22 protein-coding genes are annotated in these 25720 nt (G+C 67.3%); 5 read left to right on the forward strand and 17 right to left on the reverse strand.

Translation table 11 applies throughout. From position 1 onward, the window contains the following. Positions 1–43 precede the first annotated feature (43 nt). Positions 44–556: a type VI secretion system lipoprotein TssJ gene (tssJ, locus tag ACCC97_RS26280; RefSeq protein WP_007830934.1), complete on the reverse strand. Its 513-nt coding sequence runs from the start codon at positions 554–556 to the stop codon at positions 44–46. A 71-nt stretch (positions 557–627) separates the two neighbouring features. Between tssJ and tssA the strand changes: the two genes are divergently transcribed. From tssA to ACCC97_RS26305, 5 genes are all read left to right on the forward strand, one after another. Further along, a complete protein-coding gene (gene tssA / locus ACCC97_RS26285; RefSeq protein ID WP_413335903.1) occupies positions 628–1665 on the forward strand; it encodes a type VI secretion system protein TssA in 1038 nt (345 codons plus the stop codon). Positions 1666–1716: 51 nt separating this feature from the next. Further along, positions 1717–2232 carry a type VI secretion system contractile sheath small subunit gene (gene tssB / locus ACCC97_RS26290; protein ID WP_007830930.1) on the forward strand — a complete coding sequence of 172 codons (516 nt, stop codon included), beginning with the start codon at positions 1717–1719 and terminating at the stop codon, positions 2230–2232. Positions 2233–2264: 32 nt separating this feature from the next. Then, positions 2265–3758, forward strand: a complete 1494-nt coding sequence (gene tssC, locus ACCC97_RS26295; RefSeq protein ID WP_007830928.1) for a type VI secretion system contractile sheath large subunit — start codon at positions 2265–2267, stop codon at positions 3756–3758. Between the two features lie 152 nt (positions 3759–3910). Continuing rightward, a complete protein-coding gene (locus ACCC97_RS26300) occupies positions 3911–4390 on the forward strand; it encodes an Hcp family type VI secretion system effector (RefSeq protein ID WP_007830926.1) in 480 nt (159 codons plus the stop codon). Between the two features lie 87 nt (positions 4391–4477). Further along, positions 4478–5017 carry a peptidoglycan-binding domain-containing protein gene (locus ACCC97_RS26305; RefSeq protein WP_007830924.1) on the forward strand — a complete coding sequence of 180 codons (540 nt, stop codon included), beginning with the start codon at positions 4478–4480 and terminating at the stop codon, positions 5015–5017. A gap of 97 nt (positions 5018–5114) precedes the next feature. Here ACCC97_RS26305 and ACCC97_RS26310 read toward each other — a convergent pair whose 3' ends face one another. The 16 genes from ACCC97_RS26310 to ACCC97_RS26385 form a co-directional block, all read right to left on the reverse strand. Then, the gene (locus ACCC97_RS26310) at positions 5115–5906 is read right to left on the reverse strand and encodes a PP2C family protein-serine/threonine phosphatase (RefSeq protein WP_007830922.1); all 792 of its coding nucleotides are present in this window, start codon (positions 5904–5906) and stop codon (positions 5115–5117) included. Between the two features lie 36 nt (positions 5907–5942). Next, positions 5943–7604, reverse strand: coding sequence for a type VI secretion system-associated FHA domain protein TagH (tagH, locus tag ACCC97_RS26315; protein ID WP_413335907.1), 1662 nt, complete (start codon positions 7602–7604; stop codon positions 5943–5945). A gap of 79 nt (positions 7605–7683) precedes the next feature. After that, positions 7684–8952, reverse strand: coding sequence for a TIGR02270 family protein (locus tag ACCC97_RS26320; protein WP_413335910.1), 1269 nt, complete (start codon positions 8950–8952; stop codon positions 7684–7686). Beyond that, on the reverse strand, positions 8949–9629 hold the full coding sequence (locus ACCC97_RS26325) for a hypothetical protein (protein WP_007830916.1): 681 nt from the start codon (positions 9627–9629) through the stop codon (positions 8949–8951). The genes ACCC97_RS26320 and ACCC97_RS26325 overlap by 4 nt, the downstream gene beginning before the upstream one ends. Before the next feature lie 5 nt (positions 9630–9634). Then, on the reverse strand, positions 9635–10576 hold the full coding sequence (locus tag ACCC97_RS26330) for a type VI immunity family protein (protein WP_413335912.1): 942 nt from the start codon (positions 10574–10576) through the stop codon (positions 9635–9637). A 30-nt stretch (positions 10577–10606) separates the two neighbouring features. After that, on the reverse strand, positions 10607–11539 hold the full coding sequence (locus ACCC97_RS26335; protein ID WP_007830908.1) for a PAAR-like domain-containing protein: 933 nt from the start codon (positions 11537–11539) through the stop codon (positions 10607–10609). 3 nt (positions 11540–11542) lie between these two features. After that, positions 11543–12607: a beta-ketoacyl synthase N-terminal-like domain-containing protein gene (locus tag ACCC97_RS26340; protein ID WP_413335915.1), complete on the reverse strand. Its 1065-nt coding sequence runs from the start codon at positions 12605–12607 to the stop codon at positions 11543–11545. After that, positions 12604–13653, reverse strand: coding sequence for a DUF2169 domain-containing protein (locus ACCC97_RS26345; RefSeq protein ID WP_413335918.1), 1050 nt, complete (start codon positions 13651–13653; stop codon positions 12604–12606). The genes ACCC97_RS26340 and ACCC97_RS26345 overlap by 4 nt, the downstream gene beginning before the upstream one ends. Before the next feature lie 11 nt (positions 13654–13664). Beyond that, on the reverse strand, positions 13665–14138 hold the full coding sequence (locus ACCC97_RS26350) for a DUF6484 domain-containing protein (RefSeq protein ID WP_413335921.1): 474 nt from the start codon (positions 14136–14138) through the stop codon (positions 13665–13667). 3 nt (positions 14139–14141) lie between these two features. Beyond that, the gene (locus ACCC97_RS26355) at positions 14142–16487 is read right to left on the reverse strand and encodes a type VI secretion system Vgr family protein (protein WP_413335923.1); all 2346 of its coding nucleotides are present in this window, start codon (positions 16485–16487) and stop codon (positions 14142–14144) included. Between the two features lie 74 nt (positions 16488–16561). Then, positions 16562–16957: a DUF4150 domain-containing protein gene (locus ACCC97_RS26360; protein ID WP_007830901.1), complete on the reverse strand. Its 396-nt coding sequence runs from the start codon at positions 16955–16957 to the stop codon at positions 16562–16564. Positions 16958–16968: 11 nt separating this feature from the next. After that, on the reverse strand, positions 16969–17622 hold the full coding sequence (locus ACCC97_RS26365; protein ID WP_007830900.1) for a DUF3540 domain-containing protein: 654 nt from the start codon (positions 17620–17622) through the stop codon (positions 16969–16971). A gap of 16 nt (positions 17623–17638) precedes the next feature. Beyond that, positions 17639–18688 (reverse strand): pentapeptide repeat-containing protein, encoded by a 1050-nt coding sequence (locus ACCC97_RS26370; RefSeq protein WP_007830899.1) that lies wholly within the window; start codon positions 18686–18688, stop codon positions 17639–17641. A 22-nt stretch (positions 18689–18710) separates the two neighbouring features. Continuing rightward, a complete protein-coding gene (locus ACCC97_RS26375) occupies positions 18711–21314 on the reverse strand; it encodes a DUF2169 domain-containing protein (RefSeq protein ID WP_413335927.1) in 2604 nt (867 codons plus the stop codon). 17 nt (positions 21315–21331) lie between these two features. Next, positions 21332–24220 (reverse strand): type VI secretion system Vgr family protein, encoded by a 2889-nt coding sequence (locus tag ACCC97_RS26380; protein WP_007830891.1) that lies wholly within the window; start codon positions 24218–24220, stop codon positions 21332–21334. 321 nt (positions 24221–24541) lie between these two features. Continuing rightward, positions 24542–25720: AAA family ATPase (locus tag ACCC97_RS26385; protein ID WP_413335929.1), on the reverse strand; the 1179-nt coding region annotated here is incomplete at its 5' end.

A 25720-nucleotide genomic window follows, 5' to 3' on the forward strand; every position in this document is an offset into this window, starting at 1 on the left:
CCCCCCCCCGCTTCTGGCGGCTCGCCGGCATGCGGCGCGGCGCTCACTTCGCGTCGACGCGGATCGCGCGGGCGCTGAAGTTCACGTCAAGCGCCTGCGCCTTGCCGGTAGTGACGGGCCGCACTTCGCGCCAGCGCGCGCGGTCGAGATCGCGGAACGCCGCCATCACGCCGATGGACTTCGCATCGGGCGGCAGGTTGAAGTCGAGCTTCTTCGTCTCGCCGGGCCGCAGCAGCACCTCTTCGCGCTGCACCAGCTCCGCGCCGAGCGTGGCCTGGTCCTTCTCGAACAGCGAGAAGAAGTCGGCGCCCTCGAAGGGGCCCGGCGACTTCAATGCATACACGCGCACGGTGAGCGGCGAGGCGCGGCCGCGCGCATCGGGGTTGGCGTCGGCACCCGCCGTGAGCGTAACGGCCACCGTGGTGACGACCGGCTTGCTTGCGCAGCCCGAGATCAAAAGACCCGCTGCAGCAAGGCCAAGGACCGCAATGCGGCGCCGCGTTGCAGCGGCAAGGAAGCCTTCATAGGACGAATGGTGTGTACCCAGCGTGCGCATGCTATTCCCTTCGTTGCATTGACCGGTCAAGACGCATCTTTGATTATCACCAGCGAACTCCAACAGGCAACATGCTGACCAACGAACTTGCAGCCACACTGCTCGCGCCCATCGGCGAGGCCTCGCCATGCGGCGACGATCTCGAGTACGACGCGGACTTCATGGCGCTGGTGGCGGCCGCGCAAGGCAAGCCCGAGCAGCAGTTCGGCGACACCGTGATCCCCGCGGTCGAACCCGAGTGGCGCGAAGTGGGCGAACAGGCCGGAAGCATCCTGCGCCGCAGCAAGGACGTGCGGGCCGCAGTGCTGCTGCTGCGCGCATCGACGCACCTGCAAGGCGTGCCCGGCTTCGTTGCCGGACTGCAACTGCTGACGGGTCTGCTCGACACCTTCTGGGAAGGCATACACCCAAAGCTGGATGCCGACGACGGCAACGACCCGACGATGCGCCTGAACGCGCTCGCGCCCTTCTGCGACGAGAGTCAGACGATGCTGCGAGAGCTGTACGACGCACAGGTGGGCGTGGCACCCGGCGTGGGGCCGATACGCGTGCGCGACATCGCCGTCGCCCACAACGCACTGGGCGCCGTGAGCGGCGAAGCCACCTACTCGGCCTCGCAGGTCAAAGGCGGCCTCGAGGCCATCCACGCGTCCCAGCCCGAGCCGTTGCGAACCGCGATGGACGTGCCCGCCCTCCTCGAGAAACTGCGGGCCTTGCTGGTCGATCGCACCGGCCGCGCCGACGCCATCGACCTGACCCCGCTTCGCACCGTTGCCCTGGTGCTGAAGAAAGCGTGCGGCGCCGCCGCTGGCGCGCCTGACGCAGCGCCAGCGAGTGCGGATGCCGAAGCCGACGAATCGCAGGCGGCCGGCACCACCGCCCGTCCCACCGCGATGCGCGGCGAGATCCAGAACCGGCAGGACGCGCTGCAGATGCTCGACCGCGTGATCCGCTACCTCGAGCAGGCCGAGCCCGGCAACCCTGCGCCGCTGCTGATCGAGCGTGCCAAGAAGCTCATCGGCGTGAGCTTTCTCGAGATCATGGCCAACCTCGCGCCGAACGCGATGGACACCATCGAAACGGTCACGGGCCGCCGCCCGTCCGAATAAGCCCGCCCTTCCCGACACCCGCACTCATTCACACCCGCAAGGAGCATCTCCATGGCCAAGAGCAGTCAGAAATTCATCGCCCGCAACCGGGCGCCCCGGGTCCAGATCGAGTACGACGTGGAGCTCTACGGAGCCGAGAAGAAGGTGCAGCTGCCCTTCGTGATGGGCGTGCTGGCCGACCTGTCGGGCAAGCCGGCCGACCCGCTCGCGCCGGTGGTCGACCGAAAGTTCCTCGAGATTGATGTCGACAACTTCGACTCGCGCATGAAGGCCATGAAACCGCGCGCGGCGTTCGCGGTGGAGAACTCGCTCACCGGCGAAGGCGACCTCAAGGTGGAACTCACCTTCGAGAACATGGAAGATTTTTCGCCCGCCGCCGTGGCGCGCAAGGTCGGTGCGCTCAACAAACTGCTCGAGGCGCGCACCCAGCTGTCGAACCTCGTCACCTACATGGACGGCAAGGGCGGCGCCGAGGACCTGCTGGCCAAGGTGCTCGAAGACCCGGCGCTGCTGCAGACGCTGGCCGCGAGCAAGAAACCCGAAGACGGCAGCGCGTCCGCCACCTGACACCCATCCGAGCACACGAGGAGTAAACCACCATGGCCGAAGCACTCGAACAGAGCGCGCTGAAAGATGTCGCGTATGCAGGCAGCGACTTTTCTTCGCTGCTGCAGAAGGAATTCAAGCCGCGCAGCGACGAAGCCAAGAGCGCCGTCGAAGCCGCGGTGCTCACGCTGGCGCAGCAGGCGCTGGCCAACAGCACCGTCATCGGCAAGGACGTGACCCGGTCGATCCAGGCCATGATCGCCGCGATCGACGCCAAGCTCACCGACCAGGTGAACAAGATCATCCATCACCCCGACTACCAGAAGCTCGAGAGTGCATGGCGCGGCCTGCACTACATGGTGAACAACACCGAGACCGACGAGAACCTCAAGATCCGCGTGATGGACATCTCCAAGCAGGAGCTGGCCAAGAACCTCAAGAAGTTCAAGGGCGCGGCCTGGGACCAGAGCCCGATGTTCAAGAAGATCTACGAGCAGGAGTACGGCCAGTTCGGCGGCGAGCCCTTCGGCGCGCTGGTGGGCGACTATCACTTCGACCAGAGCCCGCCGGACGTGGAGCTGCTCGGCGAGATGGCCAAGATCGCGGCCTCGGCGCATGCTCCCTTCATCACCGGCGCCAGTCCCAACCTGATGCAGATGGAGTCGTGGCAGGAACTCGCGAATCCGCGCGACCTGACCAAGATCTTCTCCACCCCTGAGTACGCCGGCTGGCGCAGCCTGCGCGAATCGGACGACTCCAAGTACCTCGGCATGTGCATGCCGCGCTTTCTGGCGCGCACGCCCTACGGCGCCAACACCAACCCGGTGGAAGAGTTCGACTTCGAGGAAGACACCGCCGGCGCCGACCACAGCAAGTACGCCTGGGCCAATGCCGCCTACGCGATGGCGACCAACATCAACCGCTCGTACAAGCTCTACGGCTGGGGCTCGCGCATTCGCGGCATCGAGTCGGGCGGCGCGGTGGAGAACCTGCCGCTGCACACGTTTCCGAGCGACGACGGCGGCGTGGACCAGAAGTGCCCGACCGAGATCGCCATCAGCGACCGGCGCGAGGCCGAATTGTCGAAGGCCGGGCTGCTGTCGATGATCCATCGCAAGAACTCCGACTTCGCGGCCTTCATCGGCGCCCAGTCGCTGAACAAGCCGGCCGAGTACGACGACCCCGACGCCACGGCCAACGCCAACCTCGCGGCGCGCCTGCCCTACCTCTTTGCCTGCAACCGCTTCGCGCACTACCTCAAGTGCATCGTGCGCGACAAGGTGGGCAGCTTCAAGGAGCGCGAGGACATGCAGCGCTGGCTCAACAAATGGATCATGAACTACGTGGACGGCGACCCCGCCAACTCGTCGGAAACCACCAAGGCCCAGAAGCCGCTGGCCGCCGCCGAGGTGATCGTCGAGGAAGTGGAAGGCAACCCGGGCTACTACACGTCCAAGTTCTTCCTGCGCCCGCACTACCAGCTCGAGGGCCTCACGGTCTCGCTGCGCCTGGTGTCGAAGCTGCCTTCGGCCAAGGGCGGCACCTGAAAAGTCCCGCGGGTTTTCTTGAAATTCCCGATTCCGTTTCGTTCTCTCTGTAGCTGCCGCGTATCGGTCGTGTCTTCAAACCGCCGGCAGCCTTCGTCTTCAACCCAGTCATCAACCGCCCGAACGCAAATCGGGTTCCAAGGAGTAGGAACATGTCATCTGACTTTCACATCAAGCTCGACGGCGTCAAGGGCGAGTCTTCCCACAAGGACCACAAGGACGAGATCGAGATCTCGTCGTGGTCGTGGAACGTGAGCAACGCCTCGGGCGCGGGCTCGGGCGGCGGCTCCGGCAAGGGCAAGGCCACACCTGGCGACTTCCACTTCGTGCACGCCTACGACAAGGCCTCCCCGGTGCTGGCCAAGAACTGCGTGGGCGGCAAGCACTTCAAGGACATGATCATGACCTGCCGCAAGTCGGGCGAAGGCCAACAGGAGTACCTCAAGGTCACGCTGAAGGAAGTCTTCATCTCCAGCGTGGCCCCCGGCGGCGCGCAGGGCGGCGACGTGCAGGAACAGGTGTCGTGCTCGTTCAAGGACATCGAGTTCGCCTACAAGGCGCAGGACGACAAGGGTGCAGCGGGCGGCGAAGTGAAGTTCGGCTGGAACGTGCCGACCACCGAAACGCGCTGACGGACGGCGGATTCGTCGAGTGCGGAATCAGGCGCGGCTGCCGCGCCCGGTCCGCTTCCTTTGCGTGTCCTCCACCGGAGCAATGCGATGGCATTCAGCACCCCCACCATTGGCGACAGCGGCGCGCTGCTCACCACCTACAACATCGACTGGTCGGTCGGCCGGATCGGCTCCAACACGCGTGAAGACGTGATGCTGGTACAGGCGCTGTTCAAGATCTTCTACTACGAGCTGATGGGCTTCAACCACGACTTCGACCCGCCGCCCGGCCAGACCGAAGTGATCGCCGTGGACGGCTACTACGGACCGGTCACGCAGAAGCACATCACGCACTTCCAGCAGCAGATGGTTGCGACCGGGCGCAAGGTCCTGGCGGACGGCATCTTCGACCCGTTCCGGGACCCCGGCACATCCAGCACGATCAGCCAGTCGCGCTACGCGCTCGACCTGCTCAACAACGGCTGCGCCAATTTCTGCAAGGAGCAGGGGATCGACAACTACACCAACCTGCCCAACCGGGAAGACATGCCGCTGTTGCTGCGCAGCGCATTGAAGCGGGTCAAGAAGACGGCCAGCAAGTACGCCTACGGCGCACCCGCGAGGGTTCCGGTCACGGGCGGCATCTGAGTCTCCGCCCCGCCCTCGGCAGCAACCAAGGGCCTGGAGCGATCGTCCGATGGACGGCGCTTCAGGCCCTTGTCTTTTGTTCGAAGCAATTCAAGAGTCAGTCGGCCGACGCAATGCTCTCTGGCAGCAGCCGCGTCGCATCGTCGCTCTCATCCTCGATCACCCACAGCGTGAGCGCCGTGTAGTTGTCGTGGCCCGGCTTGGCGTTGGCCTTCACCTGCGCGTCGATCAGCTCGGTCCACTGGCTGGGCGTGCGCGAGGCATGCAGCGTGTCGATCAGGCGCTCGTCGCCCAGCGGCTCCCACACGCCGTCGCTGCACAGCAGCAGCACGTCGCCTGGCAGCAGGCGCATGCGGTCGGACACGGCGATGTCGGGTGCCTCCTCGATCGAGCCCAGCGCCGACAGCAGCATGTTGCGCTGCGGATGCAGCCGCGCGCCCTCCTCGTCGAGCATGCCGCCGGCCACCATCTGCTGCACCAGGCTGTGGTCGGTGGTACGCGCCACGATGGCACCGCCGCGGAACAGGTAGGCCCGGCTGTCGCCGCTGTGCACCCAAGCCAGCGCGTGGTCCTCGAGGTCGATGGCCGCGAACACGATGGTCGAGCGCATGCCCGCGAGCTTGCCGCCCTCGGCCTGCCGCGCCACCACGTCGACGTTGGCCTGCTCCACCAGCCGGCGCAGCGTGGGCTCGTCGAGCCCCGGCGCGGCCGAGAAGCCGCCCAGCACGCTGCTGCGCGCGGTGGCCGCGGCCACGTCGCCCCCGCCATGGCCGCCTGCGCCGTCGGCCACCAGGCAGGCGACATAGCGCTCGTCGTGCCAGTGGCCGTGGACGTCTTCGTTGTAGGTGCGGCCGCCCTGGCGGGAGAGCGTGACGATTTCGATTTCCAAGCGGGTGCCTCGCTGGTGATGCGGTGGTAGTTGTCGTCAGGCTTCGGACTTGAGGCGCGCCATCTGCTCTTCGTAGGCTTCGAGGAAGGCCTTGCCGAAGAGGCTGTGGAAGTCATCTTCCGCCTCGCTCGCGATGCCACCGTAGAGCGACACGAACTGGTCCCAGAGCTTGGCCTTGCGGTTGGCGCTGAAGAGCGCGTCGAGCGCCGACTTCGCGCTGATCTTCTTCTCCAGCTCCGCCGGCTCGAAGCGCGCGATGACATGGGCCAGCGCCGCGCGCATGCCCACCATCACGCCGAACTGGTGTGCGCGCAGGTCGTTGTAGGCATCGCGCATCGCGGCCTCGGGCGGCATGAAGCCGCGCACGCCAGGGCCCAGCAGATGGGCCAGCGCCACTTCGACCGTGGGCGAGAACTTCAGCGGATTGTTGGCCTGAGACGCGATCATCGTGACCTCGGCGCGCACCTCGCGCTTGAACTCCTGGCGCGTGAGCAGCAGCTGCAGCGTGCCCTCGGTGGCACTGCGCAGCATCGCGCCGATGCGCTCCATCAGGCCGGGTGTGAGCATCTCGGGCGGCTGGTGCGTGCTGGCGAGGCCGCGCAGGAAGGCGGCGAGCAGTTCGTCGTCGGTGGCGGTGCGCGCGGGCGCTGCGGGGCGCGGGGCCGGCCGCGGCGATGCGGCAGGGGCCACGGGCGCGGGCGGCTCGAACGGCCTGGCGGAGCCCTCGGGGCCGCTGATGCGGATCGGCTGGCCCGTGACGTCGTCGAACTGCGCCATCGGTTGGGGCTGCGGCGATGGCGACGAAGGCGTCGTGATCGCCTTCGGCGGCATGAAGCCGAACTGGTCGATCGGAAGATGGTCGGAGCGCGGCGTGGGCGTGGGGGGCGCCGCTTGCTGCAGGGCCGCCAGCGGGTCGGCATTGGACGCGGTGTTCGGCTGCAGCAGCGGATCGGCCAGCGGCGACAGCGCGAGCGGATCGCCTCCGATGCCGCCACCGCCGCCCATGCCGCCGAACAGCTCGTCGATGCCCGCGGCCTTGCCGTGCGGGGGTGCGCCGAGGTCGGAGAAATCGTCGAGCGCGCCAAGGCCGGCCGCGGGCGCGGACGACGGCGTGGGTCCGAGCAGGTTTGCGAAGGGATCGATCTGCGCGGCCTGCGCGTTGCGCGAGCCGCTTTCCATCGGGTCGGGGAACAGCAGCGAATCGGGCAGTGCTGCAGCGGGAGCGGACGCCGGCGCAGATGCAGCCGGCGCGGCCGGCGGCGCGAGGCCCGCCAGCAGGTCGGCGAAGGGGTCGTCGCTCGACGGTGCCGCAGTTGCTGCCGGCGCGGCGGCGGAAGGACCGCCCAGCACCGTGTTCGGGATGGCCAGCGACGGCGGCGCGGCGTCGGCCGTCACGCGCACCGCGAGCTCGAAGCTGCCGACCACCAGCCGCGCGCCATCGGCCAGCGCGACCTCCTTGCCCGAGCCCAGCGACACGCCGTTGCACTGCATCGGGTTGCTGCCGCGGTCGATGAGAAAGTACTGCCCGTCGCGGCACAGCACCTGGGCGTGCACCCGCGAAACCGTGCGGTCGGGGTCGACGAGCACGAGCGTGTTGGTGTCGGCGCGGCCGATGGTGCCGCCATTGGGTCCGAAGTCCGCGGCGATGGACTGCCCCGCCGGAGCGCCTTGCCGGGTGATGACAGCGATATGGATCATGAATCGGCCCCTGTCGCCCGTCGCGAGCGAAACAACTCGAGGGAAGTATTCATTCCGGCCGGCACCTTGGCAATCTCGCCTAAAGAGGTATGCCGTCGCCGAGCCTGCGCTGCTGCCGCCACGCCGGCGCGCTGGTCGCGAACAGCGGCGCGCGCGCGTCGAGCAGCGCGAGGTGCAGCGCGGCCGCCACGCGTTGGCGCTGGAAACCCTGGCGCAGCACGCCCGTGCAGCTGTCGGGCAAGAGCGGCTGCCCCATGAAGAGCCGCGTCCCGGGGGTAAAGCGCACGCCGTTCTTCTGCCACCACGCGCGAATCTTGTCGACGTCGGGCCACGGCAACGCGATGTCCTCGGGCAGTTCCACGTTGTCGTCGTCGGGGTCCTCGGTCGGGCCGTCCTCGAAGCCGTCGGGCGGCGGGACCTCCATCTGCGCGAGGTTGAAGTCCACGCCCGTGATGGTGACGAAGGCCTCGGCCGCGATGCGCGCCGTGGCCGGCTGCGTCATCTGCTCGATAAGCCAGGGCACGTAGCGCGCGTCGCCGATGAAGCCCGAGCCGATGATGCGCAGGCGCTGCGCCCCGGGCAGCGTGGCGCTGTCGAGCAGCAGCGCATGGCCGGGGGCGATCTCCATCGCCTGCAGCGCGAGCTGGAATGCGCGCGGCTGGCGCGGCCCGCTCTTCAGCGCGAAGGCGGCGAGCGCATCGAGCGCCTGCGCCCGGTCGCCGAGCAGTACCGCCGCCCACGCGGCCCAGAAGCGCAGTTCGGGCTTGGCCTCGCCCAGCAGCGACTGTGCCTGCGGCAACAGGTCGGCACGGCCCAGTTCGCCGGCTGCGCGCAGCGCGCGGATGCGCACGCTGTCGGGCGCACTCGCGAGCAGTTCGCCGAGCAGCGCGCCCGGGTCGCGCCGATGCAGCGCGCAGGCCGCCACGCCGAGCTTCTGCCGCAAAGGCGAGGCATCGTCGAGCAAGGCCTTGACGCGGCCGCCCAGATGCTTCGGCTCGACCCAGCCGAGCGCGGAGATCAGGCCGGGCACGACCTCGGGCAGGTCTTCTCTTGCACGCTCGACCAGATCGTCGAAACGGCTGTCGACCGCTTCTATGGCGAGCACGGCTGCGACGAAGAAATCTTCGGGGCCTTCATTGTCGGTGAGGGCCAATGCATGTTGCCAGCCTTCTTCGCCGGCGACGCGCAGGCCGTCGATGTGGGCGGCGAGGCGTTCGTCGAGGTCGGCGAATTGCTGGGGCGAGTAGTTGGGGGCGTGGACTGCGCTGGTGCGCTGGAGCCAGAGAAAGGAGGCTTCGTCGGCGTGCTCGGCGAGGATGGATTCGATCACAGGCGCGGCGCCGCTCATACTTCGATCTCCACGTCGCGAATCCGCAATGCGTCGGCATGCGCCACGAGGAAGTGGGTAAGCAGGTCGAGGCAGGCCTCATGAGCTATCACGCCTTCGAGAAACCATTGGCAGGTGGTACTGCCGATCCGCATCGTCTGCGTGGCGCCAACGGTGGATTCACCCGGCAGGTACGGTTCCGGCGGCAGGCCGCCTTGCATAAGCGCGATCCAGCATTCGAAGCCTGCATCGAGCAGGTCTGATTGCTGCTCATCGGGTGGCGCATCCAGGTTAAGCACGACCACCAGTTGTTCGCCGAAACCCACGAAGTCGGGGCGTTGCAGCATGAACGCTTGCTGCGGTTTGGCTGCGAGAGCCGAGGCAGCTTCACCGATCGCCGTTGCCCCGGCCTGTTGCCCGGCCGGGCCGAGCCACCGCAACGGCAGATCGCGCGCAAGCCGCCCCCATTCGCACATGCCGCGCAAAATTCGCAGCACCGCCGGATGAATTGCATCGGTATGCATGTGCACCAGCACCAGCGTGGGCGACGCCAGCTGCACAACTACCGGCACCGCCGCGACACCGGGGCCGAAGAAGCCCAACTGCATCGCGCGGGCGAAGTCGCGCGCGACGACGCGCACGAAGTCGAGCACGACGACGGCAGCATCGGCGCGGGTAGCCACGGAGAAGGTCAGCATGCGGCTCAATCCTCTTCGCCGAAGAATCGCGCGTACCACGCTTGTGATTCTTCGGGCGTCATGCCAGTGACGAGCAGGTTATCGATCCAGTCATCCGGCACGCGCAGCGGCGCGAGCACCTTGCCGACCGCGTGATACGCCGGCAACGCGTGCCCCCGATTGACATCACCCAGCTCAGGTTGCGTGCTGGCGCGGATCAGCAAGCCGCGATCGTTTGCAATGGCCTGCACATTGATCGGAGGCGGCAATGCCGAGGCCAGCGCGTTGATGCCCCCCATTTCCGCAGCGCGGGCCTTGCCGAGAAAGGTCAACCAGCTCACTCCGAGAATGCCCAGGTCGGCAAAGCTGAAAAGACCGAGTGGCTTGCCGTAGGCGAGCCCCGGATAACGCGTAAGCCATCCCCGGTTGGCGCGTTCGAGCTCGCGCTCTGCCTCGCCATCACCGGTGTTCCAGTAGTAGGAGAATCCGCCATAACCGGAGTCGAAATCAACCAGTGCCAGCAGGCCCAGCACTCGTTCGACTGTTCGATCGGGCACATTGGCTTCGTCGAGCGGGAGGCATATGCGCAGCATGTGCCGCACCACGCGGTCGTCAGGGTCGCTCAGGTCTTCCTCGGAAAAAAACTGAAACGACGGCAACGCATAGTCGGCCGCGCTCACACCGGAGTGCTGCTCCACCCCGAGCAGGTAGCTCGCGAGCGCCTTCCTGTCACCCAACATCTGTGCCACCTGATCATTGGCGGGACCGACGAGACGCTTCGCAGTCTTCATTACGTTGGTCTTGTACCAGCCGAGTGCCTGACCGTGATGTTCGCAGAAGGCACGGTGAAACTCTATGAACTGAGGCGCCAACGCGGCGCGAGGGACGGTGCAGAACACCAGGATTTCAAGACACGGTCGAAAATGCATGGCCGTGCTGGCGCCGTCGCCAAGGATCGTGTCGTTCATTCTTTGCTTCCTTGCATAGGTGGACCGCATTCAATCGCAAGCGCAGTCCGATTCTTCGATCTGCTGGTATTTGCCCGCATTCTTCGCCCCCAGCCGCTCCTTGGCCAGTTGTTGATTGGCCGTGGGCGTGTCGCCCTTGAACTTGACTTCGACGAAACTCTTGACGTTGTCGAAATTCGCCGGCTTGGCCGCATCCTTCAAGACCGTGAAATCAGGCCGAAAAGTAGTGCCCGGCGCACCGCGTCCAGCCGCCAGCCCGCGAAACAACGAACCCGGTGCCGGCAAGCCATTCGACAACGCCCGCCCTTCCGACATGATGCCGACGAAAGTGCCGCCGACCCGCTTGGCGATCTTCCAGGTCATCTCGACGAACAGGTCGAGCTTCTTCGGCTTGTAGAGTGGAAATCCGCTGCTGAGCTTGCTCGCCACGCGGGACTGGAGGGTTGGGTATTTCTTCGACGGGATCGTGCCCTCGTCCGCTTCGTCACGCGTATCGCAGATGGCAGTGCAGATTTGATCCCCGAGTTCCTGCCCCAATGCTGCGACGATCACTGGGTTCTGCAGCACACCGCCTAGGTTGGCGGCGTTCTCCGCGTTGTGGAACATCTTGTCCGTAAGGCGGGTAGCGTTCTTGCCATCCATCTTCACGTCGAAGGAATAGAGAATCCATGTCGCCTCCTTCATGAAGGTGCTGGACTTCACGCCACCGGCCACGCCCGCGTTGTCGCCGTTCGAGAGCGCGAATTTCGAGCCCTTGTTGGCGGCCATCGCCTTGTCGCCTTTGACGGTGGAGGTGCCGTTGCTTAGCGTGATCGAGTTCGCGATGTTGGGGTAGGGTACCGGCACCGGCCCGCCTGGGCTCGGGGTCTTGCAGACATCGGGAATGGTCGCGATGCTGACACCTGTGCTGAACTTGTGAACTAGCGACAGGCTCGTGCCGTTGACCCTGATGGAGACCGGCATGATTCATTCCTCGCCGAAGTCCATCGCGCAGATCAATGCGGCACCCCGCTCGCCCGACGCGGAACTGGCCCACACCATCGACCATCGCCCCTTGCCGTAGCGCTTGCGATGGCAGATCGCGGCGATGGCAATGTGCAACGGAACGCCTGCTGCGCCGATATCACCCCAGCAGTCGGCCGGGGCGACGAAATCGCTGGCCGCTCGGAAGCGATCACCCTTTCGCAGCACCGTGAAGCCGTACTCGTCGGCACGATAGGGTTCGCCGTTGAGGTCGCAGAAAACGTTGTGTACGCATTCCTCCGGGGGCAATCGCCCGAGCGCCCGTTCGAAGGCCTCGCTCAGGCCATCGCCCACGCACACCTCACCGGTCCCGATGAGATGGGCTTCCTGGGCGACGCCAATCCCCACCACTTCACCCCAGGCGTCGAGCTGCCGCGCTCGCGCGAAGTCCCGCGAAGCCAGCAGCAGCGCGCCAGCCGCCTCGCCAGGCACGAAGCCCCATGCATTGTTGTCGGCACCTCCGCCGTGGAGTTGCCCGCATGCCTCAATCCATTCGAGCGTCTCTGGTGCCAGGGTGGAATCGACGCCGCAGACGAGGCACACGTCGACGGCACCAGCAAAGCAGTCTTGCACGGCCGCCTCGAGCGCGAGATGTCCGCCAGCGTGGCCCGCTTCAAAGGCCCGCGCGGTACCGAAGCGCCCGGGATATCGGCGCGACACCCACGCCAACAAAGAACCGGCCAGGTCGTGGGGCCGGCCCGGACGCGTGGGCGGCAGCGCCAGCGCGAGACCGCATCGCACCGATACGTCGTCGGCCGTGGATAGCACTCGCAGCGCACCGTCGATAGCCGGCAGCAGCAGCGCGGCACAACGGTCTGCAACGTCAGCCGATGCATCGATCCAGGCTGCGCGGGCCACGCGCATCGGTTCACCGGCGGTATCGATCACGAACGGATGCTCGCCGAAACCGCAGACTCCTGCGCGTACAGCGGCAGCGCTCGCGAAAACATCGCGCCCCACCGGCGTGCAACCGCCCAAGCCTACGATGCGCAATCCGTCGCCGCTCATGCGAAATCCTCTGAAGGTGTCTCGCCCAGGCGAACTAGCTGCTTTTCGTAAACGCGCGTCTTCTCCAGCTTGTGGACCTTGGGGTGACAGGGCAACGCGCTATGCCATACCAGCGACACACGCGCCGCATCGGGCTCAACAATCACCGTGTGCAGGCGCGGCGGCTCGTGCCGCTGGCGCGCGCCATTCGAAAAGAAAGTTTCCAGTCCCAGCACCACCCGCGGCAGTTCGAAGCTCAGCTGCGCCGCATGCGGCGACAAATGAATCAGCACTACCGGCTCGCCACCCCGCAGAAACCGTGGCGCCTGCTGGTCCACAGGCGCACTCTGGTAATGCCGATCATCTAAGTCCACCGGCAGCAGCGGCAACCGATCTTGCTGCCACGCTTCGTCATACGTCCCCGCGAACCCCGCCCGCGGCTGCCAGTGGTTGCACAGCGGCCCAAACCCCGCGGGCTCCGGCCGGTCGCTCCACGTCCGCACGCATTGATCCGGGTACTCGATGTTCGGCAGCCGCATGCCCTCCGCATGCGCGGCCTCGAGCGCAAAGCCGGTGCCCACGGGGTTGCGCACGTCGAACTGCGGATTCGGCGCATCGCGCGTCCATGGATCGACACCGCCGTATGCGCGCTCCCACACCAGCGGCATCGTGCTGAAGGGTTCGGGCTCCGACGGCGAACCGCCCAGCCACACGCGGTCGCCCGTCACACGCAGCCGCTTGGCAACAGGGCCGACGCGCATGCCCACGTCGAGCTGCGTCACCGGCACGCCGACGGGCGCGTGCGCATGGCCGATCAGCAGCACGTCGGTCGTCAGCTTGGTGCGCACCAGGTCCATCTCGTAGAGCAGGCTCGGCTGGGGCGCGGACTCGTCGATGAAGACGGGTGCCTGCGCGACGGGCGGCTGTTGGGGCGCGATGCTCGTCTCGCCATCGGGCGAAATGTCGAAGCTGCACTTCACAGCCACGAGCCAGATCTCCGCCCCGTCGCGGTCGCGCACCCAGGTGCGTTCGGCGGCGTAGGGCGTGCGGTTGTCGAGCTGCCACATGGCACGCCTCTTCAGTTGATACCGACGTACGCGCCCTTGACGCGGTTGGCGCCGCGCGAGCGAGAGAGCACGTAGTTGCCGTTGATCAGCACCTTGCCCGCGCGCGTGAGCACGATGCTGGCCTCCCCGCAGCGCAGCTCGATGCGCTCGCGCGCCTGCAGCACGACGCGTTCGCCGTCCACGCGTGCATCGAGCGCCGGTGTTCCGCTGCGTGGCGGCTGCAAGCGCCCGACGATGACAGGATGCCGCACCTCGCCCTGCTCGAAGGCCACGACGATGGCTGCGCCCGCATCGCCGGGTGCCAGCCCCACGGTCGACAGCGCCTGCACCGGCGCCATGCCGTCGCCCAGCGTGACCAGGAAGCGCCCCTCGGCATCGAAGCCCGCGAAGGCGGCCACGGCCACGCCCTGGCCCGACAGCTTCGACCAGGCCGCCACGCTGTGCAGCACGCTGCGCGCGCTCTGGAGATCGGTGTGGTCTTCCACGGCTCAGTCCTCCCCCAGGTTGGAGCCCTTGATCTTGATCGAGCCCCCGGCCTTGAACGATGCAGTGCCGTCGGCCTTGATGGTGATCTTGGCGCCCTTGATGGTGATGCCGCTGGCATTCATGACGATCTTGCTGCCGCCCGCCTTGAGCATGATGGTGGGCGCCTCGACCATGCAGATCGCGCCCGCCTTGATCTTGATCGGCCCCTTCGATGTCTCGGCGATCACCGCCGCCGACAGCTTGTGCGGGCCGCCCACGCTGATCGACTGCAGCGCGCCCACGTTCACTTTCTGCACGCCGCCCACGCTCACCATCTGCGCCCCGCCAACGCTCACGGTCTGCACGCCCCCCACGTTGATGGCTTCGCCCGCACCCACGCTGTGCATGCGGCCCGCCCCCACGGTGTGCGCCTCGGCCACCGAGATGGTGGTGGTCTGTATGCCGTTGACTGTGTGGCTGCGCCCGCCGTTGACCGTCACGGTCTCGCCGCCGTTGACCGTTTCGGTGCGGTGGCCCGTGATGACGATGGTCTCGGTGCCGCCCACGGTCTCGCTGCGGTTGGCGCCGATCGACACGGTCTGATTGACGCCCACGTGCTGCTCCTGGTTGTTGCCCACGCTCTCCGAATCGTCCACGTCGATGGTGTCGGTGCGGCTGTTGTGCACGGTGGTCGTCTGGTTGTTCTCGACCGTGGTGTTCATGTCGTACTGGCCGTGGATGGTCACCTTCTCCTTGCCGGCGGTGTCGTCCATCGACAGCTCGTTGTAGCCCTTGCCCTTGTGTGTATTCGACTTGATGCCGCTCACCACGGCACCTGCCGGCAGGCCGAAGGGCGCCATCGACTCGCCGTTGTAGAAGCGCCCGATGACGATGGGCTGGTCGGGGTCGCCGTCGAGAAAGTCGACGATCACTTCCTGGCCGATGCGCGGAATGCTGATCGCGCCCCAGCTCTTGCCGGCCCAGGGATGCGACACGCGCACCCAGCACGAGCTGTTCTCGTCGTTCTTGCCGTAGCGGTCCCAGTGGAACTGCACCTTCACGCGGCCGTGCTCCTCGGTCCAGATCTGCTCGCCGCTGCGGCCCGTGACGATGGCGCTCTGGGGTCCGGGCATGGTCACGCGCGGCGTCAGGCGCGGCGGGCGCCAGGGCGTGTTCAACGGAATGAGCGTGAGCAGAAAGCTGCTGCTCGCGCGCTGGCCGGTGCGCAGCGCCGGCGTCTCGGCGATCAGGTCGCTCACCAGCTCGCCCAGCCCGGCGTTGACGGGGTCGTCGGCCAGCACCTCGTGCAGCACGCTGTCGATCGGCCGCTGGCCCTCGGGAAAGTTCGCGCCCTCGTAGCCGGGGTGGCTCGCGACGAAGGTACAGGCCGCGATCAGGTAGTCGCCGTCGCGCTTTCCGTCGGGGTCGCCCTTGAACGAGAAGCTGCGCCCGGCGGTCACGTCGGGCCAGCCGGTCAGTGCCCAGTGGCGTTGCCGCCGGCCGACCAGCTCGTCGAGCCGCAGCTGCGCGAGGTTGTCGGTGTCGTCGCCCGACTGATAGCCACCCGGGAACTCGAACACTTCCAGGTCGGACAGCTCATGCGTGTCGGGGTCGCCCTTGTCCGCGTCCAGCTGCTTGCTGATGACCTTGAAGTCGCGATCGCGCGACGCGAATTTGCCCGAATCGAACTGCCGCGAGCTGACCCAGCGCGTGATTTCGTTGAAACGCCCCTCCGACGCGCCGCGCTCGACATGGTTCAGCGTGTCGGCAACCGGCAGTTTCTCGTGCGCCAGTGTGCTGGCGTCCGACAGATGCAGGGTGCCGGGCGCGTCGTGCGCGTCGAACCAGTAGTAGATGCCCTCTTCTTCCAGAAGGCGCGAAAGGAACTGGTAGTCGCTCTCCCGGTATTGCACGCAGTAGACGTGGGGTTCATGGGGCCCGACCACGCCGCCGGCCTTGATCTTCTTGAGGCTGCCGATGGGGCCGTCGTCCAGCACGGCGTCGATCACATCCAGTACCGGCTTGTTCTGCAGGATGCGCGCGTTGACGCGCTTGCTCAGCAGCCAGAACCACGAGCGCAGGCTGATGCGGTACTCGAGAAAGCGCCCGCTCTGCGACACGCGCGTGAAGCGCACGGCATGCCCCTGGCAGTGCCGCTTATGAGCGTCGCCGTCGGCATCGGCGAACTCGATCACGACATCGAAGGAGCGGCCCAGTATGTCCGCGGCATCGATGCTTTCGCTGTCGGTCAGCACGGTGAGTTCGTAGGCCGAGGGGCGCGCGAGCACCTCATGGCCCGCGATGCGCCAGAACATGAGCTTGTCGACGACGGGCGAATCGCCCTGGATGCTGAACTTGTGATCGGCCATGCCATGCACTCCCTCTTCGTGCTTCTTTGCGAACGATGCCGCTTCGCGGCCTCGCCGTGAAGCAGCCGTGTGGCCTATGGCGCCAGCAACAGCACCAGCGCCTGGCTCGGCACCGTGCGCACACCCGGGCAGTTCGTGCTGTTCTGCAACGACACGCTGGTCAGCCGCGTGGCCGGCATGCCGCAGAAGAGCACGGTGAACGCCGCCGTCAGGTGCCGGCTCGGCCCCATCACCGTGCCCGAGGCCACGCCCATCAACACGCCGGCGTTGTCGCCGTTCGTCATCGGGATGGTGGTGCCGAGGTTGTGCGCCGGCATGCCCATGATCAGGATGGTCGGGCAGTTCGGGATCGCCATCGGACCCATCGCGATGTTGGGATAGGGCACGGGAATGGGCGACGGCGCGGCCGGCGTGATGCAGACGTCGGGGAAGCCCATGTCCATCCCCATCATCTGGCAGTTGGCGAACATGGCGCGCTCCTTCAACCGAAGTGGATCTGGCCGCCGCGCGCCTTGACGAGCTTCTCGCCGTTCACCAGCGCATGCTCGCCCGACAGGCGCAGCAACTGCTGCGCCTCGCATTCCACGTGCGTGGCCTGCACGCGGTCGATACCTTCTGTCGTGCGCAGGTGATGGCGGCTGAAGTGAGTGACCCGGTCGAACACGGTCGACAGCACCGCCCCCACCAGCTTGATCGCGGTACCGATGACGCGCAGGTTCCGGCCCATGAGCTCGGCGTCCTCGGCGCAGACGCTGGCCTTGTCCGTCTTCAGCGAGAACGCAGCCGCCTCCAGCGACAGCGTCGGCGCGGCCAGGCTCAGCGCGCCGCCCTCGACCGCGAACCGGGTATCGCCATGGCAGCTCAGCACGTTGGCTACGCCCTCTTCGCGCTGCAGCACCGCCAGCACCCAGACCTCGTCGGGCGCCACCAGCAGGCAGGCGACGGTGTCGCCGGCGGCCGGCTCGAGCAGGCAGCTCGCGGCGCGCCGGCCGCGCGCACGCAAGCCGCCACTGGCCACGCTGAAGCCTTGCGCGTCGCTGCCGGTGATCAGGCCGACGCAGCTTTGCGCCGGCGTGGCCGGCGAGGTGTCGCGCGCGGATGCGCGGCGGCGGGCAGAGGGAGTGATGGTGGTCATGGTCGTCTCCGGAAGATCAGGCGGTGGCTGTCCAGCGCTCGGCGCGGTCCAGCTCGGGGTCGGTTTCGAGCGCGCGGGCGCGGTCGGTCATCTGGGCGCCGGCCGCCTTCGCGCCATGCAGGCAGGTCCGCAGCATCGTGGCCTGGCGCAGGTCGGCGTTGACGAGGTCTGCGTGCCGGAAATCTGCGTAGGTGAGTTCGGCGCCCGCCAGGCTGGCACCCGCCAGTTGCGCATGGGCGAAATGGCATTGGTAGAGATCGGCGCCATCGAAGCGCGCCGCCGGAAAGCGGCCGCCCGTGAAGAGCGCCTGGCGCAGCCGGGCCTGCGAGAAGTTCGCCTGCTCGCCCTGCGCGTCGCAGAACAGCGCGTTGGGGCCGACCGCATGGCTGAAGTCGGCCCGGTCGAGGGTCGCGCCCTGGAAGTTGCATTGCCGCAGCGAGACGCCCGAAAAATTCGCCTCGCTGAGATCGGCAAAGGAAAACTGGCAGCCGTCGAGCGCCAGTCCCTCGAAGGACTTCCGGCGCAGCGCGGTCTTGCTGAACGTCGCGCGGGTCATGCGCGCGCCCGCCCAGGTGAGCTGCGACAGGTCGCACTGCAGCACGCAGGTATGTTTCCATTCGCTGCCGTCGGCGTTGACGTCGATCAGGGAACAATCCGTGAACACCGCAGACTCGAGCGCGGCTTCCGACAGGCTCGCATGGTCGAGCCGGCAGCGCGAGAACGTCGCCATGCCCATCCAGGCCTGCGCGAACTGGGCATGGCTCAGGCTGCATTCGCTGAAGGTCGCGCCATGCAGGTGTGCGTTGCGGAAATCCGCGTGGGCCAGCTCACACTGGTTGAACACCGCGCGACGCAGATTGGCGCCGTTGAACATCGCGCCCGTGAGGTGGCAGCGGTCGAACACGCTTTCGCGGCCATCGGCTTCACGGAGGTCGACTTCGTCGAGCTGCGCCTTCGTGAACACGCCGCCGCCGATGAAGGTTTTCGCGAAGCGGCCCTTGCGCAGGTCGAGCCCGTCGATGGGCTCTCCCATGCCGATGGCGAGCGTGAGGTGTTCGGCTTTCACTGGGTGTCCTCCGTCGCCCCGTTCAGATCGGGTGGGCCGCTGCATGGCGCGCCTGCTGCTCGGGCGTGAGCCGCGGCCAGGTGCGCACCCGCTCCAGCAGCGCGCCATCGAATCGCACGTCGCCGTCCAGCTTCGTGCGGGAGATGTCGGCGCCGAAGAAGTTGGCGTTGCGCAGATCGGCGCTGCGCAGGTCGGCATGCTGCAGCATGGCGTCCTTGAAGTTCACGCCCGCGAGGCGAGCCCCGGTCAGCACCGCCTTGCGCAGCAGCGTGCCTTCGGCAACGGCCAGGCGCGCGTCGCAACCCGCAAGGCGCGCCGCACCGAGGTTCGCGCCGTTCAACTGCGCCCTGACCAGCGTGCACCCGCGCATCTCGACCTCGCCCAGGTTGGCGCCGCGCAGGCTGGCCCGCGACAGGTCGGCTTCGGTGAGCGAGCAGTCCTTGGTGAAGACCGCGCCATCGAGTTGGGCGCCGGCCAGCCGTGTGCGGTCGAGCCGGCAGGTGACGAAGCTGGCGCCGGCCATCCGCGCACCGCGCAGGTCGGTCTCGCTCAGGTCGCACTCGACCAGCGTGGCGCCCGCAAGGTTCGCCTCGCCGGCCTGCAGCCCCCGCATGTCGAGCTTGTAGAACAGGTTGTTGCCGGCTTCGACACCGCTCCAGTCGGCCGGGCCCCACGTGGTCTCGAGCAGATTCGCGCCAGCGATGTCCGCGCGCCGCAGGCTGGTCTGCGCGAGTTGGCAGTGCATCAGGACGGCGCCCTGGAGTTGGGCCTGGTCGAACACCGCGCCCGCCAGCCGGGCACGGCCCAGGTTGGCATGGGTGAAGGTGGCACCGATGGCGATCGTGCCCTGCAGCCCGGCATGCGCGAGCACGGCCCGCGTGAAGTTCGCACCGGACACGTTCGAACCCTGCAGGTTCGCGCTCTCGAGCCAGGCGTCGGTGAAGTCGACGTCGCGCAGATCCAGCGCCGACAGGTCGGCACCGGTGAGGTCGATGCCGGGAAAGCTGCGCAGCCCCTTGCCCAGCATCCATTGCATCAGGGAGCGCCCGCCGGCCGCCACCTCGCCTTGCTGCACATAGGCCGGCGGCTGGAGATGCGCCGCCTGCAGGTAGCCCAGGCGCTCGGCGCCTTCGCGCTGGGCCAGTTGCCGGGCGACGACGCGCTGGTCGAAGGCCAGGCCCTCCGCGCGCTGCGCGTCGAGTTCGGCCAGATGGGCTTCGGCGTTGTAGCGTGGCGGCCCGCGGTGCGCGAGCTTCGCCATGTCGACCTGGCCCGCCTCTTCCATGTCGAGCACGCGCTGGACCTGCCCGACCATCTCCTCGATCGCGGCCCAGCGCGAGGCCTCGGCCTCCTGCTGCCTGGCCTTGAGGTAGGCCGGGAGCTCGGCCATGCTGCGTTTCTTCTCGGGCGGCGGCAGCACCATGCCCAGCGCGTCCGGGTCCTTGCCCTGCGCGCGCAGGGCCTCGCGCGCAAGGGCGATGTCGACCTCTGCGCGCTGGCGTTGCGCCTGGCCCTGCAGTCCCTCCATCGCGAAGGCCTGTTCGGCCTGCTCGGCCTCCGGGTCGCGGGTGTCGATGCCTTCGGGCAGCAGGTCCGTGTCGTTCAGCGCCTCGAGGCCGCCGTGCTTCGGATCGCTGCGCCGGGCCAGCACGTCGATGTAGTGCGCGTCGGATTTGGGGGCACCCAGCCGCTCGACCGCGCCGAGCAGGTGCACGATGTCGGCGCCATCGTCCTCCGCGCATTCGGCCATCCCATGGAACACCAGCACCAGACGCTCCGCATGCGGGAAGAACCACACGGTGGTGAGCCGCATCGGCACCTCGCGCAACTTGTGGTCGCCGGACGCGCCCCGCGCGTAGTTGACGAAGGTGCGCACGCGCAGGCCCGGCAACCGGCCCTCGATGTGGCGCTGCGTCGGATGCAGGTTGTCGAGCGCGTAGGGCTCGTCCCCGCGCAGCGCTTCGCCGAGCCACTGGTCCTTCGGCGCCATGTTGAAGTGCTTCCAGTCGAGGTCCGGCGGAAAGCCCGGCGCATGCGTCTTGAGGTAGTCCGCGTCGTAGCTTCCGCGGTACGCGATGCGCTGCGGATGCGTCGCATCGAGCGGTCCATAGCCGGCCGGCACCACCTCGGACCGTGGCGACAGAACGCGCGAGCCCGGCAGTTCGAGGTTCGGCAGGAAGCGCACGCCTGCGCCAGCCGCGCGCCCCTTGCCCAACGGGTTCGGCGCGAAGTCGCTGCCGCCATAGGCATTGGCCCAGTCGAGGTCGATCTTCCCGGGCACTGCCGCCGGTGCGGCGCGCGGCTCGTCACCGTCCCACCACCGGTCGCCGAAGGCGAGCACGGTCTTCTGCGTTCCAGCGAGCCGGACCCGCACGGCGCAGTCCGGCGACGAGCCGGCCGGGTCGGGCCAGGCATGGCCGTGCACCAGGAACTCGGGCGTGAGCTTCGCCACGCCTTCGTCGAGCAGCGGCAGCGCCATCTCGCGGCCCACGAAGTTCCACATCGACTGTTCGCCCCAGAGCCGTCCGCTGGCGCCTTGCTCGAACGGCAGGTACAGGCAGTGCGTGACGCACAGGCCGTAGCGTTTGCGGTATTCGATCGCGCGGCTCGAGAAGCCGAGCGACATGGGCTTGCAGACCCGCATCAGCTGCCCACCGGATTGGAGCCACCGCTGCCGCCCTGGGGACCGGGAGACTTGCCCGCAGCCGGCATGGCGGCATCCCACGCCTTGTCCGCGGCTTCGCCGACGCCCTTGGTGTGGTCGTCCACGAACCCGGCGGCCTTGGTCGCCGCACCCGGCAGGTAGTTGCCTCCCAGTTGCGAGCCAACCGCGGCACCCGCCGCGGCGCCGAGCGGCCCACCCGCCACGAATCCCACCGCCGCACCCACGCCAGCCCCGACGGCCGTGCCGACTTGCCGCTGCCGGCGGTCCGCGCTGTCGGCCAGGGCATTGAGCTTGGTCTGCAGCCCCGGCAGTTCGGGAATGTCCTTGGCGGCATCGCGCAGCGCCTGCGCCGCATCGGCGTACTGCTTCATGGTCGCCGCGGCATCGCCGAGGCCGAGCACGCCCGCCACCAATCCGCCCAGCGCACCGACCACGGCCGCGCCGGCGGCCCCGCCCGCGCCGGCACCAGGCTGGATGATCTTGACGGCCGTGCACTCGATGTCGGCCGGCGTGTTGGTGAGGTCCAGCGCGGCCACGTTGTGCATCTGCAGCGCGGCGCAGTTCTCCATCTGGATCGCCAGCGCGTTGTCGATGCTCACGCCGAGGAAGTTGCTCATTTGCAGCCCCATGAAGGTGCTGCGCGCCATGCCCATGTTGGCTTCGCTGGACGACCCGATGTAGCCGCTCGAGTTGGAGCCCAGCACCGTGGTGTTGGAGCCCATCGAGGTCGCATTGATGTTCGCGTAGGCCATCAGGTCGATGTCGGCGCCCGCCACCAGCTTGATGCCGGCGCTCGATGCGATGGTGTGCGAGCCGGTTGCGACGTCCTTGCGTGCGCCCCCCGCCGTCACGCTGATGTCGCCTGATGCGCCGAGCTTGGTCGCCGAAGTGGTGACGCTCATTTCGCCCGTGGTGACGGCCAGCGAGGCCGAGCCGTGCACTACCGGGCCCGACACGCCGATGGTCTGGCCGACGCCGACGGTGCGGAGTTCGCCGAGCACCGACACGTCGGTACGGAAACCCTTGGTCTGGGTGAGCAGGTTGCCGGTCACCAGCAGCGCATAGTCCTTGCCGATCTTGCTGGTGTTGTAGCCGTGGATCTCCACGTCCTGATTCTTGCCCACCACGTGCGTCTCGAATTTCTTGACCGTGACGTGGCGGTCGTTTTCCACCGTGAGGCTCTGGTCGTGGCCGACGCTGGTGGAATCGTCCACCTCGACCGAGGTCGACATGTTGCGCTCGGCATGGATGTTGACCAGCTCGGAGCCCTTCTGGTCCTCGAACATGATCTCGTTGTAGTTCGAGGGGCTGCCGCCCGGCGTCGAGCGCGTCCTGAAGCCGCTCTGCGTGGCCGACTTGTAGGGAATGCCTTGCTCGTCGTTGTAGACGCGGCCCACGATGATCGGCCGGTCGGGGTTGCCGTTGATGAAGTCGACGATCACTTCCTGGCCGATGCGCGGCGCGAAGTAGCCGCCCCATCCCTTGCCGGCCCAGGGCTGCGAGACCCGCACCCAGCAGGTGGACTTCTCGTCGCTCTCGTCGTAGCGGTCCCAGAAGAAATGCACCTTGACGCGGCCGAACTCGTCCACGTCGTGCTCCTTGCCCTTGGCACCGACCACGATGGCGGTCTGCGGCCCCGGCATGACCACGCGCGGCGTGAGGCGCGGTGGACGGAACGGCATGTCCATGGGCAGCACCGTGAGCAGGAAGGCGCAGCCGCCGCGCACGTCGGGCATGCGCGCAATCAGCGCCTCGAGGACGGCGCGCGTGTCGGCACCGACGGCGTCGTCGTCCAGTGCCTCGCGTAACGTGAGCGCCAAGGGCTCGGGAGCGTCGCCGATGTGCAGGCCCTCGTAGCCCGGATGGCTCGCGACGAAGGTGCAGGCCGCGATGAAATAGTCGCCGTCGCGCGTGCCGTCGGGGTCGCCCTTGTAGGCGAAGCTGCGGCCGGCGGTCACGTCGGGCCATGCGGTGAACGCCCAGTGCCGGTCGCGCCGTGCACCCAGCTCCTCGGCGCGCACCTTGGCGCTGCTCTCGGCATCCTCGCCGCTGAAGTAGCCGCCCGGAAAATCGAAGGCCTCGAAATCCGCCAGTTCGTGATCGTCGGCCGCGTCGACGTTGGCACCCAGCGTCTTGTTGATGGCCTTGAAGTCGCTGTCGCGGCTCGCATGCTTGCCGGTGTCGAACTGGCGCGCGCTGACCCATTGGGAAATCTCGTTGAAGCGCGCCTCGCTCGCATTGCCGGCCATGTGGTTCAGCGTGTCGGCCACGGGCAGTTTGTCGTGCGCGATGTCACTGGCGTCGGACAGATGCATCGTGCCGGGCGCGTCGTGCGCATCGAACCAGTAGTAGATGCCCTCGTCCTCGAGCAGGCGCGACAGGTAGCGATAGTCGCTCTCGAGGTGCTGCACGCAATAGCGGCGAGGCTTGTGGGCACCGATCACCTTGCCCGGCTTGGTCTTCTTGAATCGCTTGATCGGGCTGTCCTCGAAGACGGCGTCGAGCACCTCGAGCACCTTCTTGTCCTGCAGGATGCGAGAGTTGCTGCGCTTGGTCAGCAGCCAGAACCACGAGCGCAGCGCGATGCGGTACTCGAAGTAGCGGCCGGCCGCCTGCACGCGCGTGAAGCGCACCGCATGTCCCTGGCAATGCCGCTCGTGCGTGCCGCCATCCGAATCCAGGAATTCGATCACCACGTCGAAGGCACGCCCGAGGATGTCCTTCGCATCGATGGCCCGGTTCTTCGAGAGAACCGTGAGCTCGTAGAACGACGGGCGTGCGAGCGCTTCGTGGCCGACGATGCGCCAGAACATCAGGTCGTCCTTGGCTGGGGAGTCGGTCTCTATGCGGAACTCGTTGTCGGCCATTTTTTTCTCTTTGGAACTTATGGGCGCTTGTTCGGGGTGCGTGCACAGGCCACCGGGTACTCCCCTGCGCGAATGTCCCCCGGGCTTCGCCCTCCTCCTTTATTTCGCTGCGGGGAGCACCCGATACCCCGTGCACGATGGGCGCTGCCGTTGTTTCGCTCGATCAACAAGTGCTCTGAACGATCACGCCGATGGGGTGCCTTGCGCAGCGAAATAAAGGAGGAGGCCGCAGACCGGGGGACATTCGCGGAGCAAGGTACCCCGTCGGCGTGATCCCACCCCGACCAATGCACAACGCAAACTGAAGAGCAGACTTTCATTTCAGTCGAAGGCATAAGTGAAGTCGGCATCCTTCACGTCGAGTGCCACCCGGCGGATCTCCCCACCCGACGCCAGCCGTTGCAGGTACTCGACCGAGATCGTCGGCAGCACGGTGTTCGTCAGGATCGCGTCGATCACGCGCCCGCCCGACTCCGGGTCCTGGCAGCGCGCGACCACCTGCTCGACCACCGCCTCGCTGTACTCGAAGGGCACGCCGTGGTTCGTTTCCACGCGCTTCTTGATACGGCCCAGCTGCAGCCGCACGATCTTCTTCATCATCTCGGGCGACAGCGGGTAATAGGGAATGGTGACGATGCGGCCCAGCAGCGCGGGCGGGAACACCTTCATCAGCGGCGCCTTGAGCGCATCGGCCAACGCATTGGAATCGGGCAGCAGCTCGGGGTCGCGGCACATGCTCATGACCAGCTCGCTGCCGGCGTTGGTGGTCAGCAGGATGATCGTGTTCTTGAAATCGATCATGCGGCCCTCTCCGTCTTCCATCCATCCCTTGTCGAACACCTGGAAGAAGATCTCGTGCACGTCGGGGTGGGCCTTCTCCACTTCGTCGAGCAGCACCACGCTGTACGGACGGCGGCGCACCGCCTCGGTCAGGATGCCGCCCTCGCCGTAGCCCACGTAGCCCGGCGGCGCGCCCTTGAGCGTGGAGACGGTGTGCGCCTCCTGGAACTCGCTCATGTTGATGGTGATGATGTTCTGCTCGCCGCCGTAGAGCGCCTCGGCCAGCGCGAGCGCGGTCTCGGTCTTGCCGACGCCCGAGGTGCCGCACAGCATGAACACGCCGATGGGCTTCTGCGGGTTGTCCAGCCGCGCGCGCGAGGTCTGGATGCGGCGCGCGATCATCTCCAGGCCGTGCTTCTGTCCGATCACGCGCTGGTTGAGCGTGTCGGCGAGCTTGAGCACGGCTTCGACTTCGTTCTTGACCATGCGGCCGACGGGAATGCCGGTCCAGTCGGCGACGACCGAGGCCACCGCCTGCTCGTCGACCGAGGGCAGGATGAGCGGCGACTCGCCCTGCACCGCGTGGATCTTGGCCTGCAGCGTGTGCAGTTCTTCCAGCAGCGCCGCCCTGTCTTCGCGCCCTCCCCCGCTGGGGGAGGGTTGGGGTGGGGGGCCCGCGGCCGTTTGAATGCCGGAGACCGACGGAGCGCCCCAGGCCCC

This window comes from Variovorax sp. Varisp85 (assembly GCF_047304045.1).
Lineage (GTDB): Bacteria > Pseudomonadota > Gammaproteobacteria > Burkholderiales > Burkholderiaceae_C > Variovorax.

What these genes read in the sequence shown, in the direction of transcription:
- ACCC97_RS26380 (WP_007830891.1), bottom strand. Translation starts at nt 24,220, where the DNA reads ATGGCCGACAACGAGTTCCGCATAGAGACCGACTCCCCAGCCAAGGAC.
- ACCC97_RS26300 (WP_007830926.1), top strand. Translation starts at nt 3,911, where the DNA reads ATGTCATCTGACTTTCACATCAAGCTCGACGGCGTCAAGGGCGAGTCT.
- ACCC97_RS26305 (WP_007830924.1), top strand. Translation starts at nt 4,478, where the DNA reads ATGGCATTCAGCACCCCCACCATTGGCGACAGCGGCGCGCTGCTCACC.
- ACCC97_RS26345 (WP_413335918.1), bottom strand. Translation starts at nt 13,653, where the DNA reads ATGTGGCAGCTCGACAACCGCACGCCCTACGCCGCCGAACGCACCTGG.
- tssJ (WP_007830934.1), bottom strand. Translation starts at nt 556, where the DNA reads ATGCGCACGCTGGGTACACACCATTCGTCCTATGAAGGCTTCCTTGCC.
- ACCC97_RS26340 (WP_413335915.1), bottom strand. Translation starts at nt 12,607, where the DNA reads ATGAGCGGCGACGGATTGCGCATCGTAGGCTTGGGCGGTTGCACGCCG.
- ACCC97_RS26330 (WP_413335912.1), bottom strand. Translation starts at nt 10,576, where the DNA reads ATGAACGACACGATCCTTGGCGACGGCGCCAGCACGGCCATGCATTTT.
- tssA (WP_413335903.1), top strand. Translation starts at nt 628, where the DNA reads ATGCTGACCAACGAACTTGCAGCCACACTGCTCGCGCCCATCGGCGAG.
- ACCC97_RS26320 (WP_413335910.1), bottom strand. Translation starts at nt 8,952, where the DNA reads ATGAGCGGCGCCGCGCCTGTGATCGAATCCATCCTCGCCGAGCACGCC.
- tssB (WP_007830930.1), top strand. Translation starts at nt 1,717, where the DNA reads ATGGCCAAGAGCAGTCAGAAATTCATCGCCCGCAACCGGGCGCCCCGG.
- ACCC97_RS26355 (WP_413335923.1), bottom strand. Translation starts at nt 16,487, where the DNA reads ATGGCCGATCACAAGTTCAGCATCCAGGGCGATTCGCCCGTCGTCGAC.
- ACCC97_RS26375 (WP_413335927.1), bottom strand. Translation starts at nt 21,314, where the DNA reads ATGTCGCTCGGCTTCTCGAGCCGCGCGATCGAATACCGCAAACGCTAC.
- ACCC97_RS26335 (WP_007830908.1), bottom strand. Translation starts at nt 11,539, where the DNA reads ATGCCGGTCTCCATCAGGGTCAACGGCACGAGCCTGTCGCTAGTTCAC.
- tssC (WP_007830928.1), top strand. Translation starts at nt 2,265, where the DNA reads ATGGCCGAAGCACTCGAACAGAGCGCGCTGAAAGATGTCGCGTATGCA.
- tagH (WP_413335907.1), bottom strand. Translation starts at nt 7,604, where the DNA reads ATGATCCATATCGCTGTCATCACCCGGCAAGGCGCTCCGGCGGGGCAG.
- ACCC97_RS26360 (WP_007830901.1), bottom strand. Translation starts at nt 16,957, where the DNA reads ATGTTCGCCAACTGCCAGATGATGGGGATGGACATGGGCTTCCCCGAC.
- ACCC97_RS26365 (WP_007830900.1), bottom strand. Translation starts at nt 17,622, where the DNA reads ATGACCACCATCACTCCCTCTGCCCGCCGCCGCGCATCCGCGCGCGAC.
- ACCC97_RS26325 (WP_007830916.1), bottom strand. Translation starts at nt 9,629, where the DNA reads ATGCTGACCTTCTCCGTGGCTACCCGCGCCGATGCTGCCGTCGTCGTG.